18 protein-coding genes are annotated in these 16,840 nt (G+C 68.8%); 7 read left to right on the top strand and 11 right to left on the bottom strand.

Features of this window, described 5'->3' with window-relative positions; genetic code table 11:
- Positions 1-3: 3 nt before the first annotated feature.
- The 3 genes from sucD to DDV73_RS25265 form a co-directional block, all read right to left on the bottom strand.
- The gene (gene sucD / locus DDV73_RS25275; protein WP_109510050.1) at positions 4-888 is read right to left on the bottom strand and encodes a succinate--CoA ligase subunit alpha; all 885 of its coding nucleotides are present in this window, start codon (positions 886-888) and stop codon (positions 4-6) included.
- A 14-nt stretch (positions 889-902) separates the two neighbouring features.
- Complete coding sequence (gene sucC, locus DDV73_RS25270; RefSeq protein ID WP_109510049.1) at positions 903-2,072, bottom strand: ADP-forming succinate--CoA ligase subunit beta; 1,170 nt, start codon at positions 2,070-2,072, stop codon at positions 903-905.
- A 144-nt stretch (positions 2,073-2,216) separates the two neighbouring features.
- The gene (locus DDV73_RS25265) at positions 2,217-4,094 is read right to left on the bottom strand and encodes a hypothetical protein (protein ID WP_109510048.1); all 1,878 of its coding nucleotides are present in this window, start codon (positions 4,092-4,094) and stop codon (positions 2,217-2,219) included.
- Positions 4,095-4,238: 144 nt separating this feature from the next.
- On the opposite strand from DDV73_RS25265, the gene DDV73_RS25260 reads away from it, so the two are divergent.
- Entirely contained in the window at positions 4,239-4,796 is a 558-nt protein-coding gene (locus tag DDV73_RS25260; protein ID WP_109510047.1) for a dihydrofolate reductase family protein, read from the top strand.
- On the opposite strand, the gene DDV73_RS25255 is transcribed toward DDV73_RS25260, so the two are convergent.
- Positions 4,760-5,029, bottom strand: coding sequence for a hypothetical protein (locus DDV73_RS25255; RefSeq protein WP_109510046.1), 270 nt, complete (start codon positions 5,027-5,029; stop codon positions 4,760-4,762). The two genes, DDV73_RS25260 and DDV73_RS25255, sit on opposite strands and share 37 nt — an antisense overlap.
- Before the next feature lie 452 nt (positions 5,030-5,481).
- Between DDV73_RS25255 and DDV73_RS25250 the strand changes: the two genes are divergently transcribed.
- Complete coding sequence (locus tag DDV73_RS25250; RefSeq protein WP_206051089.1) at positions 5,482-6,156, top strand: M23 family metallopeptidase; 675 nt, start codon at positions 5,482-5,484, stop codon at positions 6,154-6,156.
- Positions 6,157-6,192: 36 nt separating this feature from the next.
- Here DDV73_RS25250 and pcrA read toward each other — a convergent pair whose 3' ends face one another.
- The gene (gene pcrA, locus DDV73_RS25245; protein ID WP_109510044.1) at positions 6,193-8,616 is read right to left on the bottom strand and encodes a DNA helicase PcrA; all 2,424 of its coding nucleotides are present in this window, start codon (positions 8,614-8,616) and stop codon (positions 6,193-6,195) included.
- A 57-nt stretch (positions 8,617-8,673) separates the two neighbouring features.
- A complete protein-coding gene (locus DDV73_RS25240) occupies positions 8,674-9,030 on the bottom strand; it encodes a hypothetical protein (RefSeq protein WP_109510043.1) in 357 nt (118 codons plus the stop codon).
- A gap of 141 nt (positions 9,031-9,171) precedes the next feature.
- Between DDV73_RS25240 and DDV73_RS25235 the strand changes: the two genes are divergently transcribed.
- Entirely contained in the window at positions 9,172-10,302 is a 1,131-nt protein-coding gene (locus DDV73_RS25235; RefSeq protein ID WP_109510042.1) for a serine hydrolase domain-containing protein, read from the top strand.
- Positions 10,303-10,375: 73 nt separating this feature from the next.
- On the opposite strand, the gene DDV73_RS25230 is transcribed toward DDV73_RS25235, so the two are convergent.
- Entirely contained in the window at positions 10,376-11,050 is a 675-nt protein-coding gene (locus DDV73_RS25230) for a LuxR C-terminal-related transcriptional regulator (protein ID WP_109510041.1), read from the bottom strand.
- Positions 11,043-12,314 carry an ATP-binding protein gene (locus DDV73_RS25225; protein ID WP_109510040.1) on the bottom strand — a complete coding sequence of 424 codons (1,272 nt, stop codon included), beginning with the start codon at positions 12,312-12,314 and terminating at the stop codon, positions 11,043-11,045. The genes DDV73_RS25230 and DDV73_RS25225 overlap by 8 nt, the downstream gene beginning before the upstream one ends.
- 144 nt (positions 12,315-12,458) lie before the next feature.
- Here DDV73_RS25225 and DDV73_RS25220 point away from each other — a divergent pair, with 144 nt between their 5' ends.
- The 4 genes from DDV73_RS25220 to DDV73_RS25205 are packed head-to-tail and all read left to right on the top strand — an operon-like array spanning position 12,459 to position 15,328.
- A complete protein-coding gene (locus tag DDV73_RS25220) occupies positions 12,459-13,739 on the top strand; it encodes a PspC domain-containing protein (protein ID WP_161962532.1) in 1,281 nt (426 codons plus the stop codon).
- A gap of 23 nt (positions 13,740-13,762) precedes the next feature.
- Positions 13,763-14,101, top strand: a complete 339-nt coding sequence (locus DDV73_RS25215; RefSeq protein WP_154402904.1) for a hypothetical protein — start codon at positions 13,763-13,765, stop codon at positions 14,099-14,101.
- Entirely contained in the window at positions 14,098-14,316 is a 219-nt protein-coding gene (locus DDV73_RS25210) for a PspC domain-containing protein (protein ID WP_109510037.1), read from the top strand. The genes DDV73_RS25215 and DDV73_RS25210 overlap by 4 nt, the downstream gene beginning before the upstream one ends.
- Before the next feature lie 16 nt (positions 14,317-14,332).
- The gene (locus tag DDV73_RS25205; protein WP_109510036.1) at positions 14,333-15,328 is read left to right on the top strand and encodes a hypothetical protein; all 996 of its coding nucleotides are present in this window, start codon (positions 14,333-14,335) and stop codon (positions 15,326-15,328) included.
- Between the two features lie 6 nt (positions 15,329-15,334).
- Here the strand turns inward: DDV73_RS25205 and DDV73_RS25200 are convergent, their stop codons facing one another.
- Genes DDV73_RS25200 through DDV73_RS25190 form a run of 3 tightly spaced genes read right to left on the bottom strand, consistent with a single transcriptional unit; the run spans position 15,335 to position 16,829 of the window.
- Positions 15,335-15,757 carry a hypothetical protein gene (locus tag DDV73_RS25200; protein WP_109510035.1) on the bottom strand — a complete coding sequence of 141 codons (423 nt, stop codon included), beginning with the start codon at positions 15,755-15,757 and terminating at the stop codon, positions 15,335-15,337.
- Entirely contained in the window at positions 15,757-16,467 is a 711-nt protein-coding gene (locus tag DDV73_RS25195) for a hypothetical protein (RefSeq protein ID WP_109510034.1), read from the bottom strand. Before DDV73_RS25195 ends, DDV73_RS25200 begins: the two co-directional genes overlap by 1 nt.
- Positions 16,468-16,514: 47 nt before the next feature.
- Positions 16,515-16,829, bottom strand: coding sequence for a hypothetical protein (locus DDV73_RS25190; RefSeq protein ID WP_109510033.1), 315 nt, complete (start codon positions 16,827-16,829; stop codon positions 16,515-16,517).
- Positions 16,830-16,840 lie beyond the last annotated feature (11 nt).

Here is a 16,840-nt window from a genome sequence, read left to right as displayed (position 1 = left end):
GCGTCAGCTTCCCTGAAGGATCTCGCGCATCAGGGCGGCCGTCTCGGACGGCGTCTTGCCGACCTTGACGCCCACGGCCTCGAGGGCCTCCTTCTTGGCCTGCGCGGTGCCGGACGAGCCGGACACGATCGCGCCGGCGTGACCCATGGTCTTGCCCTCCGGCGCGGTGAAGCCCGCGACGTAGCCGACGACCGGCTTGGTCACGTTGTCCTTGATGTACGCCGCGGCGCGCTCCTCGGCGTCGCCGCCGATCTCGCCGATCATCACGATCGCGTCGGTCTCTGGGTCGTCCTGGAAGGCCTGCAGCGCGTCGATGTGGGTGGTGCCGATGATCGGGTCACCGCCGATGCCGACCGCCGACGAGAAGCCGAAGTCCCGCAGCTCGTACATCATCTGGTAGGTCAGCGTGCCCGACTTCGACACCAGGCCGACCCGGCCGGCCTTGGTGATGTCGGCCGGGATGATGCCGGCGTTGGACTTGCCGGGGCTGATGATGCCGGGGCAGTTCGGACCGATGATCCGGGTGGTGCCCTTCGCCTCGGCGTACGCACGGAACTCGGCGGTGTCGTGGACCGGAACGCCCTCGGTGATCACGATCGCCAGGCCGATGCCCGCGTCGACCGCCTCGATGGCGGCCGCCTTGGTGAAGGCCGGCGGCACGAAGAGGACCGACACGTCGGCACCGGTCTTCTCCATCGCCTCGCCGACCGAGCCGAAGACCGGGATGTCGGTGCCTTCGATGGTGACCGTCTCGCCCGCCTTGCGCGGGTTGACGCCGCCGACGATGTTGGTGCCGGAGGCGAGCATCCGCGTGGTGTGCTTCATGCCCTCGGAGCCGGTCATGCCCTGGACAATGACCTTGCTGTTCTCGTTGAGGAAGATTGCCATGTCTCTCAGTCCTCTCAGGCGCCAGCGTGCGCGAGTTCGGCGGCCTTGTCGGCCGCGCCGTCCATGGTGTCGACCAGGGTCACCAGCGGGTGGTTGGCCTCGTTGAGGATCCGCCGGCCCTCCTCGACGTTGTTGCCGTCGAGGCGCACGACCAGCGGCTTGTTGGCCTCGTCACCGAGGGTGTTCAACGCGCCCACGATGCCGTTGGCAACCGCGTCGCACGCGGTGATCCCGCCGAAGACGTTCACGAACACCGACTTGACCTGCTGGTCGCCCAGGATGATGTGCAGACCGTTGGCCATCACCTCGGCCGACGCGCCGCCACCGATGTCGAGGAAGTTCGCCGGCTTCACGCCGCCGTGCTTCTCACCGGCGTACGCGACCACGTCGAGCGTCGACATCACCAGGCCGGCGCCGTTGCCGATGATCCCGACCGAGCCGTCGAGCTTGACGTAGTTGAGGTCCTTCTCCTTGGCCTCGAGCTCCAGCGGGTCCTCGTCCTCGGTGAGCTCGAACGCCGCGTGGTCCTCGTGCCGGAACTCGGCGTTGCCGTCGAGGGAGACCTTGCCATCAAGCGCCTCGAGGCTGCCGTCGGCGAGCTTCACCAGCGGGTTGACCTCGACCAGCGTGGCGTCCTCCTTGATGAAGACGTCCCACAGCTTCTTGATCAGGTCCTTGGCCTGGTCGGCGACCTCGGCCGGGAACCGGGTGGCGGTGACGATCTCGGCGGCCTTGGCGTCGTCGACGCCGGTCTGCGGGTCGATGGAGATCTTCGCGACCGCGTCCGGGTTCTCGACGGCGGTCACTTCGATCTCGACGCCGCCCTCGATGCTGGAGATGCAGAGGTAGTTGCGGTTGGCGCGGTCGACCAGGAAGGAGAAGTAGTACTCCTCCGCGATGTCGGCGGCCGGCGCGATCAGCACCCGGTGCACGGTGTGGCCCTTGATGTCCATGCCGAGGATCTCCTCGGCCTTGGCCACCGCCTCCTGCGGGTCGGCGGCCAGCTTGACGCCGCCGGCCTTGCCGCGGCCACCGATCTTCACCTGCGCCTTCACGACCACGCGGCCACCGTTGGCCTCCGCCGCCGCAGCAGCGTCCTCGGCCTTCGTGATCACCGTGCCAACCGTCACCGGCACGTTGTGCTTGGCGAAGAGCTCCTTCGCCTGATACTCCATCAGGTCCACGACACCCAGGTCCTTTTCAAGTTCGTAACAGTCCGGGAATTCCGCTGGTCATTCCTTGGGGCACCCTAGACCTGTACGCCGCCCAAAGCCGAGTCGGTCCCACGCTCTGGGGCTCGACGTGACGCACGCCACGACGCCGATGGGTTACGGCACGGTCCGCCAAACCCAGTAGACGAACCTGACTCGGAGTGACCGCAGGTCGAGGGTCGCTCCGTCGCGTACTCGTGCCCGCACTTCGACGGTCTGCCCGCGCGGGTCGCGAGACCCGTTGTAGATGGTCTCGTCGGCGGTGTGCCAGCCAACGCCATTCCAGAAGTGGACGCGTGCACCCCAACTGGTTCCGATGGCACTCAGGCGTGAGTGAGCCTCTCCTCGCCACCCGGCCTTCGCCGCGCCGTACACGCCCACCTCGTAGCCGCCGAACCGCTCGTACCCCGCCGTCACTCGGGGGACCTTCACCACGAAGTTCTGGCGAGCCTGGTCGCGCGTGCCGGCGGCGTTGTCGCATCGGCTCAGTGAGAGCAGGCCGACCGATCCGGGCCAACGGTGTGGACCGGGAGAGCGGACCGCGGAGCAGGCGCCGGCGAATCGGGTTCCGGCCTTTCGGGCGCTGGTAGCGGTGAGTTGCACGGTCCGGCGGACGGGGTCCACATCCTGAACGTAGACCTTGCCCAGCTGCTTTGTCATAGGCCGACCCCAGCTGTCAGGCAGCGTGAGCTCGGCCGTGTACGTGCCTGCGTCGCGCGAATTGAAGCTGAACATGGAGATGTTGGGCCGCCAGATCGGGTTGGTGCAGGTGGTTAGGCCGGCACACGGGTTCCACAGATCGTCAGTGAAGACGACGCGCCCGGCCCGGTTGCGGATCCGGAGCGTTCCGCCGGCTGTACCCGGGTAGCCCTGCACACTGAAACGTGCCGAGGATCCAAACTCGTGGCGCGTCCCGGGCCTCAGGATCCGCTGAGCGAACAGCAGCTTCGGGTTGTCGGCTGGCGGGTCGTTGACGATGGTGATGTGCCTGTCGAGCGAACCGGTCTTGACGATGTCTCCGCGGGTAACGGTCGCGGTAAGCCTCAGCACGTAGTTGCCGTCGGGCAGCACTCCGTTTGTCTCTTTGCCGGGGCTCACATCGAACTCCGATTCGCGGTCGGTCTCGCCGTCGACCACCTGAACCGGACCAGCCACCCGCTCGCCATCACCGTCAAGGAGCTCCCACGAGAGGTCATAGGGCAGGCGTTCCGCGTAGGTGACTGCCTCGTAGGTCCGGGTCGAGCCGGACCACGTGGGGTTTACGGTCAGTGGCCCGTCGCCTTGGTCGCTTCGCAGGATCCACGCCATCGGACGGCCGATGAAGGAAACCGGCGTCAGGGCTGCTGGCTCGCAGTAGACAGACCTGTTGGTCAGCGCCGAGCAACGGCTTACGCCAATCTCTCCGTCGCCCGCCTCAGACTCTGGGAAGGCGAGGAACTTTGTTCGCACGCCGGGGGTAAGCGTCTGGTACCAGCGCGATCCTTCGGCCCACGGGTAGTAGTCCGCCTTGACGACACCGCCATCGCTGTTGTGCGCGGTGATGAAGACGTCGTCCTCGGGATGGAAGATCGGCTTGGCGTCCGGAAGTTCGACCGTCGCGGTCGCCGGTGCGGCCTGGGTGACAATGCGGGTCTGCTGCGCGAGCGCGCTGGCACAGGTTGCGGGGTCGGCCGTCGTGCAGCCCAGCAGAATGAAGGTGACGGTTCTGTTGTGAAGGCCCCAGGTCGGCACTGTGATCTCGACCGGCACGCCTGGGTTAGCGACCGGTGCAGGATCGATGCCGTCGTACGGCGCTGTTGGCGCACTGCCGAGGATCGCCTGCACCTGGAGGTAGGGGGCTGCGACTAGATCGACCGTCGCGGTGACGGTGACATCGCCAGTGGGCGACTCCGGGACCGACAAAGTGGCGTCGGCCGCCTGGGCCGGCGCGCTGATGACGGCGGCGAGTGAGGCCGCGAGAGTGAGGGCAGCGAGCGCTGCGGTACGCCGGAGCATGTGAGGGTCCCCCGTGGTGACAACCGAATGAGAATGAGCCGCTTCCGAGTCAGCGCGCGTGGATCATATGTCGCCCGTGCCGGCCGCGCAGACGAACCTGCAGCCAAACCTAAATGTCGGCGGCTGGGCCTAGCGTCTGGGGACATGGCACGCACCGTCTACTACACGGCGACTTCCCTCGACGGCTTCATCGCCGATGCCGACGGGTCGCTCGACTGGCTGCGGGCGGTGCCGCACGCGGAGGACGACGACTCGTGGGAGGAGTTCATCGCGGGAGTCGGCGTGCTCGTCATGGGGGCCACGACGTACGCCGACGCCATCGCCGACAACGAGCTCGAGACCCGGCCGGAGCAGTGGCAGGAGTGGTACGGCGACCGGCCGACCTGGGTGTTCACCCATCGCCGGCTGCCGGCGGTGGCCGGCGCCGACATCCGGTTCGCCGAGGGCGACGTGCCGGCGGCCCATCGCGAGATCGTCGCCGCGGCCGGAGACCGCGACGTCTGGCTGGTCGGCGGCGGCGACCTGGTGGGGCAGTACCTCGACGCCGGTCTGCTCGAGGAGGTGGTGCTCAGCGTCGTGCCGGCGATCCTCACGGGCGGTACGCCGGTGCTGACCCGCCGGCTCACCTCGGAGCGGCTGACGGTCCGCGAGGTCCGCCAGCTCGGTCAGCGGGTCAGAATGTCATTCACCGTGAACGGCTGATCAGCAGTCACGACATGGACCGCGACGTCGGCTGCGTCGTACTCGGCCAGCGCCGCGGTCAGCTCCTCGGCAGCGGCAGGATCGTCGGCCACCAGCACGACCGCATCCGCGTCCTCTTGTACGGCGATCGCGGCAGTCTGAGCGGCGGTGGCGACCTCGCCGGCGTACACGACCTCGTGACCGGCGTCCCGCAGAAGGCGGGCAACTTGGGCATCGTACGCTGGTTCGGACATTTGCGACACGCCGAATACGACCCGCAACATGAGAAAAGACCCTAGCTTTTCCGGGGTTGAAAGGATGATTTATGCGGCATCCCACGCCTGAGGCCGCTGAAACAGGCGCTCGCGGGGACACGTCATCCACATTTTCGCTGGAAGAGATTTCGGAACCCGTGATCCATCCGTTACAGTCGGGCTTCGCTGTCACATCCCCCAACAGCTGAGGTTCACGCATGGGCAACCACCGAGCGGAACGCCGCGGCTCACGCCGTAGCTCGCCGGAGAGGCTCCAAACCGCAAGCACCACCACCACAAGAAGCGCCACAAGAAGCACCGCAAGCTCCACCAGCACCGCAGGCAAGCGCAAGGCCGTCAAGCACTCCGCACCTCGCGGACCCCTTTTCACCGTCCCCTCCACCCCGATCCTCGCCGGCGTCGCCGCGCTTGCGGTCGCTGCAGGTGGAGCCGTGACCGCCGCCGGATCACCCGGCTTCGCCGACGACCAGTTCCGCTACAACTCCAGCGCCAGCGCCCTGAGCGGCGTCGACGGGACCGCCAGCGTGGGCGACCTCGGCGACCGCGACATCGTCAGCCGTGACTCGGAGCGTGACGCGCTCGAGGATGCCAACGACAGCAAGGTCCAGGAGGAGACCGAGGCACAGGCCGAGCAGCGCAACCAGGCGCTGGAGTCGATGGCCCGCTCCGCCGAGCAGACAGCCGCCGAGCTCAAGAAGAACGCGTGGGGCCTGCCGGTCGACAGCTACCGGCTCACCAACACCTTCGGCCAGGGAGCGTCCTACTACTCCTCCGGCTACCACACCGGCCTCGACTTCGCCTGCGACTACGGCACCCCGATCAGGGCGGTCGCGAACGGCGTGATCACGTTTGTCGGGTACGACGGCGCCTACGGCAACAAGACCGTGATCACGCTTGAGGACGGCACCGAACTCTGGTTCGCGCACCAGTCGGCGTTCGAGGCCGAGGAGGGCGAGGAGGTCCGCGTCGGCGACATCATCGGGTACGTCGGCTCGACCGGTAACTCCTTCGGCGACCACCTCCACCTCGAGGTCCGTCCCGGTGGCGGTGACCCGGTCGACCCTGCCGACGCTCTCGCCCAGCACGGCATCGACGTCTACAGCTGAGCCGGTCCACCCCGCTCCGCCCCTGAAGCAGACGCCTCAGAGCTTCTCCACTGGCGCGTAGCGGAGCAGTAGCCGCTTCACGCCTTCCGACCCGAAGTCGATCGACGCCACCGCCTTGTCCGCGGCACCCTCCAGCGTCACGACGGTGCCCATCCCGAACGAGTCGTGCAGCACCCGGTCTCCCGGCTCGAGCGATGGGATCGGGCGGGACTTCTTCGCCTTCGCCGCCGCATCGGCGCGCAGCGCCGCCGACGAGAAGTTGCGGCGGCCGGCCGCGGTCGGCGTACCGAACCCACCGCCCGACGCCCGCGATCCCGAGCCCAGGTCCGGCCGGTCCCAGACCGCCTGCGCCGCCTGGGTACGCCGCCAGTCGACGAGGTCGATCGGCAGCTCGTCGAGGAATCGCGACGCCGGGTTGTGTGACGGCGCGCCCCAGGCTGACCGGATCACCGCCCGCGAGAGGTAGAGCCGCTCGCGTGCCCGGGTGACGCCGACGTACGCCAGCCGCCGCTCCTCCTCCAGCTCGTCGTTGCCGAGGGTCCGGGCGTGCGGGAACACGCCGTCCTCCATCCCGGAGAGGAAGACCACCGGGAACTCCAGGCCCTTCGCGGTGTGCAGCGTCATCAGCGTGACCACACCGGTGTCGTCGCCCTCGGGCGCATCCGGGATCTGGTCGGTGTCGGCGACCAGCGCCACCCGCTCCAGGAAGTCGGGCAGCCCGGGCGCGACGATCCCGGCGTCGACATCGGCGGGGTCGGCGGACGGACCCGCCACGGGATCGTCGGAGAACTCGCGGGCCACGGCGACCAGCTCGGCGAGGTTCTCCACCCGGGTCTCGTCCTGTGGGTCGTCGGAGGCCTCCAGCTCGACGAGGTAGCCGGACCGGTCCAGCACCGACTCCAGGATCACGTCGGCCCGCTCGCCCGCGGCCACCATCTGCTGGAGCTCCTCGACCAGCGCCACGAAGGCCTGGATGTTCTTCAGCGACCGGGTCGCCAGGCCGGGCGCCTCGTCGGCGCGCTGCAGCGCCTCCCAGAACGTCTGCCCGTCACGCGAGGCGAGCGCCTGCACACAGGCCTCGGCACGCTCACCGATGCCGCGCTTCGGGGTGTTCAGCACCCGACGCAGCGAGATCTCGTCGGCCGGGTTGGCCAGCATCCGCAGGTAGGCGAGTGCGTCGCGCACCTCGCGGCGCTCGTAGAACCGGACTCCGCCGACGACCTTGTAGGGCATACCGACCCGGATGAACACCTCCTCGAACACCCGGCTCTGAGCGTTGGTCCGGTAGAAGACCGCGACATCGGCGGGCTTCACGCCGGCATCGTCGGTCAGCTTGTCGATCTCCTCGGCCACGAACCGGGCCTCGTCGTGCTCGTCGTCGGCGACGTACCCCACGAGCAGCTCGCCCTTGCCGGCCTCGGACCACAGCCGTTTGGGCTTGCGGTCCTTGTTGTGGCCGATCACCGAGTTCGCGGCGTCCAGGATGGTCTGGGTCGAGCGGTAGTTCTGCTCGAGCAGGATCGAGGTGGCGTTGGGGAAGTCCTGCTCGAAGTCGAGGATGTTGCGGATGTTGGCGCCGCGGAAGGCGTAGATCGACTGGTCGGCGTCGCCGACCACCATCAGCTCGCTCGGCTCGACCCGCTCGCCGTCAAGGTCCTCGGGGTTCTCGGCACAGAGCTGGTGGATCAGCGCGTACTGCGCGTGGTTGGTGTCCTGGTACTCGTCGACCAGCACGTGCCGGAACCGGCGCCGGTAGGTCTCGCGCACCTCCGGGAAGGCCTGGAACAGGTGCACCGCGGTCATGATCAGGTCGTCGAAGTCGAGCGCGTTCGCCTCGCGCAGCCGCTGCTGATAGAGCTTGTACGCCGCGGCGTAGGTCTCCTCGGTGCGGTTGCGCGGCTCCTTGCCGGCCTCCTCCGGGTCGCGCAGCTCGTTCTTCTGGGTGGACACCCAGTTGAGGACGGCCTTCGGCTGGTAGGTCTTCGGGTCGAGGCTCAGGTCGTTGCAGACCAGCGTCATCAGCCGCTTCTGGTCGGCGGCGTCGTAGATCGAGAAATTGGACTTGAAGCCGAGTTTGTCGATCTCCTTGCGCAGGATCCGCACGCACGCCGAGTGGAACGTCGAGACCCACATGATCCGCGCCCGCTTGCCGACCAGGTGCTCGACCCGCTCCTTCATCTCGGCCGCGGCCTTGTTGGTGAAGGTGATAGCCAGGATCGAGCCGGGGTGAGCCTTGCGCTCCGAGATCAGCCAGGCGATCCGGCGGGTCAGCACCCGGGTCTTGCCGGACCCGGCTCCGGCGACCACGAGCAGCGGCGTACCCGCATGCATCACGGCCGCCTGCTGAGGCTCGTTGAGCCCCTCCAGGAGCTCCTCGCGCGACGGCCCGCGGCGCTTGGTCTCGGGCTTCTCGGGGGCAGCGACTGACTCCAGGCCAGGGATCGGGAACGGCGTACTCATCGTGCCTACAACCCTACGGCCCGGCACCCCCAGAACCCGCGTCCGAGGTGCGGCCTCCTACGTGTGGGCGGGTGCCCAGAAGACGGCGACGGCGACGTTCGCGATCGAGAGCGCGAGCAGCGCCCAGTAGAGGCCGTCGGGGATCTTGGGCTTGCGGGTGTTGATCATGACCAACACCAAGACGACCAGGCCGATCGCGAACTTCACGCCGATCTTGGCGTGGTTGACATCAGCATCGTCGGCCTCGAGTACGCCGACCAGCAGCAGCCCGGCGAGGAACGCCGTACCGGCGCCGTCACGCATCGGGCCGTTGACCTTCTTCTCGGCCTCGCGCCCCTGCACCAGCAGGCCGCCGATCAGGGCCGCGAAGCCGAGGATGTGCAGGAAGAGCAGGACGAGGCGCAGGGTCTCCATGGACCCGAAGCGTAGGGGTGGGAACCCCCCACGTCGAGAGATGAGGGATCACCCCTCATGCGTCGCATGGCCCCCGAGACCGAGAGTTGAGTCAACGCCGGATCCGCCGGCACCTTTCACTCGGATCACAAGGAGCCAGCCATGTTCCGCAAGCAGATCGCCGCAGTCCTCGGTACCACCGCTCTCGTCGCGTCCGTCGCCCTCGCCGGGTCCACGGGCTCGGCCCAGGCCGCCCCGGACAACTGGAACACCATGACCATGGTCAACGCCATCGACGACGAGCTATCGGGCAACGTCGTCGGCTACTCGTTCTCGATCGCTCGGGACGGCCAGGTGGTCTACAGCAACGGCCACGGCAAGGCGCGCAACAACGCGGACGGCAACGGCCGCACCACGATCGACATCATGAGCGCCACCAAGAACTTCACCGCCATCTCGATTCTCGACCTGCTCCACCGCAAGGGCCTGACGCCCTCCGCGAAGGTCGCGCCGTACCTGCCGTTCGGGTGGCCGCGGGACGCCAGCTGGAACGAGGTGACGTTCCAACAGCTGCTCAACCACACCTCGGGTCTGGGCCAGCAGCCGGTCGACGCCAACTTCACGCAGGCCGAGAGGGACCAGTGGGGCACGCTCAACGACGGCGTCCAGTTCGCGATGACCAAGCCGCTGGTGGTGGGGTCCCCCTGGGACTACACCAACATGAACTACGCCACGCTCCGGATCGCGCTGGTGGGCCTATGGAAGTCCCTCGACCCGGCCACGTCCGGCTGGATGAAGGTGGCGGACTCCGGTGACGTCGCGCTGAAGTACCTCAACGGCCGCTTCTTCACCCACTGGGGGATCGACCTGGCTGCCTGTGGGCCGGCCGACGTGAACACCGCCGCGAAGGCCTACGACATCTTCAACAAGTCGGAGCCGGGCGTCGCCAACATGCTCCTGGGTGAGGACCTGCAGGCCTGCGCCGGTCACCGCGGGCTCTGGATCTCCGCCGTCGACATGACGCAGTTCCTGGCCAAGGTGCAGAACGGCGGCATCCACCCCACCGTCCGCAACTGGCAGAACGACCTGGAGCTCGGCTGGGAGCGCGGCTCGAACAACGGCTACAACTACCACGGTGGTGACCGGGTCGGGACCTACCAGGTGCACACCTGCGTCGCCAGCTTCCCGGGCAACATCCAGGCCTCGCTGATCACCAACAGCGGCAACCTGACCAACCGGAGCGCCTGCCGGGTGCTGATCGACTCCTACAAGAAGGGCGCCGGGATCCCGTAGCCGCCCTGCCCGACTGAAGGCTCCTCTACGTCTAGAGGAGCCTTCGGTCATTTGCCGCACCCTCGGCAGGCCCCTAGAGGAGCCTGCGGTCATTGGCCCACCGCGTCAGTTCGTGGCGGGAGGAGAGCTGCAGCTTGCGGAGCACCGAGCTCATGTGGGTCTCGACGGTCTTGATCGAGATGAACAGCTCCTTGGCGACTTCCTTGTAGGCGTAGCCGCGGGCGATCAGCCGCATCACCTCGCGCTCCCGCTCGGTGAGCCGGTCCAGGTCCTCGTCGACGGCGGCGACGTCGATGGAGCCGGCGAAGGCGTCCAGGACGAAGCCGGCCAGCCGCGGCGAGAAGACCGCGTCGCCCTCGGAGACGCGCTGGATCGCTGCGATCAGCTCCGGGCCGGTGATGGTCTTGGTGACGTAGCCGCGGGCGCCGCCGCGGATGGTGCCGATCACGTCCTCCGCAGCATCGCTGACAGACAACGCGAGGTACCTCGGTGACCCAGACGTCGCGGCGCTAGGCGACGCGGCGGCTCTTCGCATCACCTCGACCCCGCCGCCGCCGGGCAGGTGCACGTCGAGGAGTACGACGTCGGGCTGGTGCTGCTGGACGGCGGCCACCGCGGTGTCGACGTCGGCCGCCTCGGCCAGTACCTCGACGGCATCGCCCAGCTCGGCGCGGACGCCGGCGCGGAACATCGCGTGGTCGTCGACCAGCACGACGCTTACGTTCTGCCCAGCCTTCTGGTCAGTCATCGCTCTCCTCCTCCAGCGGCATGTGCAGCCGGACCTCGGTGCCTTCGCCGGGCGCGGAGCGCACCTCCGCGGTACCGCCGTGTCGTTCCATGCGGTCGATGATGCTCCTACGGACACCGAACCGGTCATCGGCCACGGCGTCCAGGGTGAATCCCACCCCACGATCTCGCACGAACACGTCGGCCGCCTTCGGCGACACCTCGGCGTACACGTCGATCAGATCGGCACCGGCGTGCTTGGCGGCGTTGGTGACGGCCTCGCGGGTCGCGTTCACCAGCGGCCGCAGCGCCTCGCTCGACGGCCGGTCGCCGACAGTGACCACCTGCACCTTCACCCCGTGGCCGTCCTCCACCTCCGCGGCGACGGCCCGCAGCGCGGAGGCGAGGGTGGTCGCGTCGGTCGACTCCTCGGCGTACAGCCAGGCGCGCAGGTCGCGCTCCTGGGCGCGGGCGAGGCGGGCGACGGTGGGGCCGTCGCCGGCATTCTTCTGGATCAGCGCCAGGGTCTGCAGCACCGAGTCGTGCAGGTGGGCGGCCATGTCGGCGCGCTCCTGGCTGCGCACCCGCTCGGCCCGCTCGGAGGTCAGGTCGCTGGCCATCCGGAAGATCCAGGGGCCGACGCTGATCGCGAGGCCGGCGATGCCCAGGCCGGTGGCGAGGAGCACGTCGCGCGCCACCGACAGCTCGCCGGCCTGCAGCGAGAACACCAGCAGCGCGGCGAAGATCAGCACCAGACCGGCACCGACCCGGGCGTACGACGCCCAGCCGCCGCTGCCGAAGACCGCGCGGACCGGGTCCAGCCCGCCGGTGCCGTCCAGCCACCGCTCGCGCTGGGCCTCGTCGGCCTGGCGCCACAGCAGGGTCACGCCGACCACGCCGAGCAGCACCGGCCAGAACAGCGCGCCGCGCCCGAAGAGCGCCTCGATCATGAAGATCAGGCCCAGGCCGAGGGCGCCGAGGGCGATCGCCGGGCCGACGTCGACCAGCCGGCGGGCAGGGCCGGGCCGCTTGCCGGTGCGGGTGGCGCTGGCCAGGCCCGGCGCCTGGTCGTCGAAGCGGGTGTCGGCGGGCAGCACCATCCAGAGGCCGGCGTACAGGCCGACGCCGACGCCTCCGATCACCGCCAGCAGCACGAACGCGGCACGCACCCAGGCGACGGGCAGGGCAAGGTGCACCGCGAGACCCGATGCCACCCCGCCGACGATGTAGTCCTGGGTGTCTCGGGTCGCCCGGCGGACATCGGTGGGGCGCGCAGCGGTACTCATCGTGGCACCAATCGTCACACAGCGGCCGGGCTCGCTCCATGAGGCGTGACCCCTACCGGACCCTGAGTCGGCAGTGGTCGGCTTGTCCGGGAATCAGGGTGCTCCCCGATGGTTCCGGAGCCGGTACGGCGTCACGCTGGGTGTATGACGACAACACCTCCCGACGCCGCCCCCGCCGGCCCGCCCGGCGCACCGGGCGGTCATGGGTCTGGACCTCGGGTCAGCCGCGACGAGATGCGCGACCTCGCGCAGATCCGCCGCAGCAGTACCGACAAGCACGTCGCCGGCGTTGCCGGCGGCCTGGCCCGGCATCTCGACATCGACCCGGTGATCCTGCGCGTCGCCTTCGTGGTGCTCGCCCTGTTCGGCGGCTCCGGCCTGGTTCTGTACGCCGTGTGCTGGGTGCTCATTCCCGAGGAGACGACCGACCGGGCGCTGATCGACCTGGACGCCCGGACCCGGACCGCGGCGCTGCTCGGCATCGGCATCATCGCCTGCCTGATGCTGGTCGGTGGGTCGTGGGGGTTCTGGGACTTCCCGTGGCCGCTGGTGATCATCGGCGTGATCGTTTACCTGCTGATCAACAGGCGCAATCGCCGCGAGTCGGTGCCGCCGGGGCCGCCGGGCTTCGTGCCTCCGGTTCCTCCGGGGACCCAGGGCGCCGCACCGGGCTACCCGGTGTCGCTCCGCAAGGCCGGCCCGGCTCCGGCGTACGGACCGCCGACGTACGGGCCGCCGACGATGACCTACGGGCCGTCGCCCACCGCGCCGTACCAGCCCCCGCTGCCGCCGCGCCCGTCGTACCCGGTGCGGCCACCCAACCCGCGCAAGCGCGGTCCGATCCTGTTCTGGTTCGCGCTCGCGCTGCTGGCGCTGGCCGAGGGCCTGCTCGGCTTCGCCGACCTGGCCGGCCTCGACGTGACCGCATCGGCGTACCTCGCACTGGCGGTGGGCGTGTTCGGTCTGGTGCTGGTGATCGGCGCCTGGTGGGGCCGCTCCGGCGGGCTGATCGCACTCGGGCTGCTGACCGCGGTGGCGCTCGCCGGGGTGACCGCGGTCGAGCGGGTGGACGCGCAGGACGAGCGGGTCGTGCCGACCACCGCCGACGACGTCAACAGCGAGTACTGGCGGATCGCCGGCGACCTCGAACTGGACCTCACCCGGGTCACAGACCCCGAGCACCTCAACGGCCGGCAGCTGACGCTGGCCATCGCCAGCGGGAAGCTGCGGATCGTGGTGCCCGACGATGTCTCCGTAACCGTGGACGCCGAGGTGACCGTGGGCGGCACGATCGAGACGTTCGGGGCGCACGAGGAAGGCTCCGACATCCACGTGGACGACGGCGTCGACGGAGGTGTCGGCGCCCCCGAGCTGGACATCGACGCCTGGGTGGGCCTCGGCGAGATCGAGGTCGTCCAGCGATGAACGCAGCAACGAAGGAGAACCTGATGGATGACGCCACCGCCGTACCGTCCCGGTTCCGGGCCGGCTGGCACCCCACCAACGTTGGCCACCTGGTGATGGGCGTTGCCTTCCTCGGCATCGTCGGCATCTGGGCGCTGGTCGTCAGTGAGACCGTCACCGGCGAGGACATCCGCTGGCTGCTGCCGATCCCGTGGGTCGTTGCCGGACTGGCCGGGCTGCTGGTGATCGCGTTCAGCGGCCGGCGCCGGCCGGCGCCGCAGCCGGCCGCGGTGACAACGCGAGCCGAAGAGCCGCAGACCGAACCAGAGACCGACGACGACGACGACAACACCCGGATCATCGACACGGAGGAGAACTCATGAGCTACGCATCCACACCCCAGCCGGCAGCCGGCCCCAAGCGGCTAGCGCGCCGCAGCGACAACGCGATGATCGGCGGCGTCTGCTCCGGCGTGGCGAACTACCTCGGCGTCGACGTCACGCTGGTCCGGGTGCTGACCGTGCTCGGCGTGGTCTTCGGGCTCGGCAGCGTTCTGGTCGCCTATGTGATCGCCTGGATCCTGCTCCCCCAGAACTGATGTCAAGATAGGGCGCATGCCTCGGGTTTGTACCTTTTATCCCTTTCTGTTCGCCGCCGCACTGATCCTTGGTGCGGCGGCGACCGCATGTGACGCGCAGGGTGACGATGACGCGGTCGAGCCCGGCGAGGTGATCGAGGCGGGCGGTCCGAGCGTCGTGACCGGCACCGAGACCAAGGTCCGGGTGCCGACCGGCCAGCTCACCATCACGGTCGGCAACCCGGTCTCCGAGGTCGATCCCACCGAGACCGCGGACGTCACCGCACGAAGCGCGTCGAGCGGGGACAGCCTGGTGGGCGTCGTCCTGGAGTGGGACGGCGGCAAGAGCGTGCCGGACTGGCAGGAGCCGCTGCTGCCGCCAGGGACCATAGACCCGGTCGTCACCGTGGTCGCCGGCAACCATCGCACCGAGGTCGACGCGCCCATGCTGCCGCTGGCGGCGGCGTACTTCGTCGGCGTCGAAGGCGGGGCCGAGCCGGCGATCGAGATCGAGTTCGACGGCGTGACCCAGACCGTGGACGCCACCGGCAAGCGCGACGCCGGCGACGCGGCCGGCCTGTACGACGAGGCGACCGCGGCGGCCCCGGCGGAGACCCGCTGCGACACCGAGCGGCTCGAGGGTGGCGTCACCGCGGACATGACCTGCGCCTGGGGCGTGGGCGCGATGGCGTACGTCGTCGACGCCGGCTGGGCGCCGCACGCCGGCGTCTGGACCGTGGCGAGCATCCGCTCCAGCTACGACAGCCTGACCGTGACCGCGGACGGCGAGTCGCCGTCGTACACCGTGACCGGTGTCGACGACGCGTCGACGCTGGCCGGCAAGCGGGCCAGCGGCATGGTCATCCGCAGCGACCGGACCGACGGGTTCGACGGCGCCCTGGTCTTCGAGCCATTCATCAGCGAGGCCGACCTGGAGATCGTGCAGCGGCTCGACAGCGCGATCCGCAGCGGCGACTCGGGTCCGGAGACCAAGGACTTCGTGTTCCGGCGAACGGTGACCGTCGGCGGCTGACGCCGATCAGGTCCGCTCGGGCGGCGCCTTCGCAATCTGCTCTGCGGTCTTCGATATCGCCAGGGCGTACGGCGCCAGGAAGGCCGCCAGCAGGCAGACGAGGAGCTGAATTCCGATGTAGGCGCCTGGACGGGGCACTACCAGGGCGGCTACCGCCACGACGACGCCGACGAGGAAGCCGATGCCGCCCAGCTGCCGCGCGGGACGGGCGTTCGTCCGCACCCGCAGGAACGCCGCCAGCATGGTCACTTGGACGGCGATCTCGATGATCAGCAAGACCGCCATCCAGGCGAAGGTCGACCGCCGGTCGGAGTCCGACGTACCGGAGCGCGCCACCAGCGTGACGGCGACCAGGACGGCCAGCAGGACGGCGCCGCCCCCGAGCGCAATCAGCAGCGCCCGCTCGCTGCGTGGCCTGGTGCTCGCCATCAGATCGCAGACGCCGGCCAGCCGTTGGGGTAGTCCGCGCTCTCGCCCTTGAGGGTGTTGAACGTCGTGGCGGACGTGGACAGCGCGCCACGAAGGACGAGGGTGCCGGTGATGATGGCTCCGATGCAGACCACGACGGCCACGATCACCGTCGGCGGCACGGCAGGAAGGCCGAGGATGCTGACCGCCTCACCCGTGGCGGTGACGATTCCGATGATCATCACGCCGATGGCGACGACCAGAGCCCCCCAGAAGATGTAGATCGCCGTTGCCGCGGAGTCGAGGGCAGGCTGGATCTTGTCGGTGAAGGTCGCCTTGATGCCCTTGAGCGCGGCCTTCTGGTCGGCCAGCGCCTTGACGTAGGCGTCCTTGGCCGTGCCGCTCCACTTGTCGGCGTCGTCGGTCTGGAGGGTGCCCTCGTTGGCGGTGGCTACCTCGGTGTTGGTCTTCGACCCGACCTTCTCCCAGTCGTCCTTCGCATTGTTGAGCTCCCATGGCACGCCGAGGTTGGACACGATCTTGACGATCAGGTCCCAGAACTCGCCGAGCTTCTCGATGGCCTTGTCCCAGAGCGTCTTGAACTTGTCGACGGCCCATTCGAGCCAGCCGGGGACCTTGGACAGCAGTCCGTTGATCTTGTCGACGAGGGCGTTGACCTTGTCCTCGACCTTCTGCAGCAGCTCGTTGATCTTCTGGATCGTGGGGTGCATGTCGCCTTCTCTCTACGTGTGTGGGTGGTCGGACCGTGGTCGGCGGGTCAGATGACCGGCTTCCACTTGCTGGCGATCTTGTCCTTGGCGGCCTGATCGGTGCCTTCGTAGGTGACGCGGATCGCTTGCAGGGCGTCGCCCACCTTGTCGGTCTCCGTCACTCCGGCCTTGAGGATCGTCTCGATGTGCGAGCGCATCGCCTCGTAGTTCGTCACGGTGTCCACCAGGTAGCCCATCCACGAGAACTCGCTGGTCAGCTGGAGCTTGGCCACGATGTCGACACACTCCTGCAGCTTGGTCGAGGTGTCGTGCCATTCCTTGGCGTCATGGGTGAGGGCATCCAATGAGGCTTGCAGGGTCATCGGTCGTTCCT

The organism is Nocardioides speluncae (genome assembly GCF_003121585.1).
GTDB lineage: Bacteria > Actinomycetota > Actinomycetes > Propionibacteriales > Nocardioidaceae > Nocardioides > Nocardioides speluncae.
The sequence above is the reverse complement of the archived record's forward strand: the minus strand, read 5'-3'. Positions and strand labels throughout refer to the sequence as shown.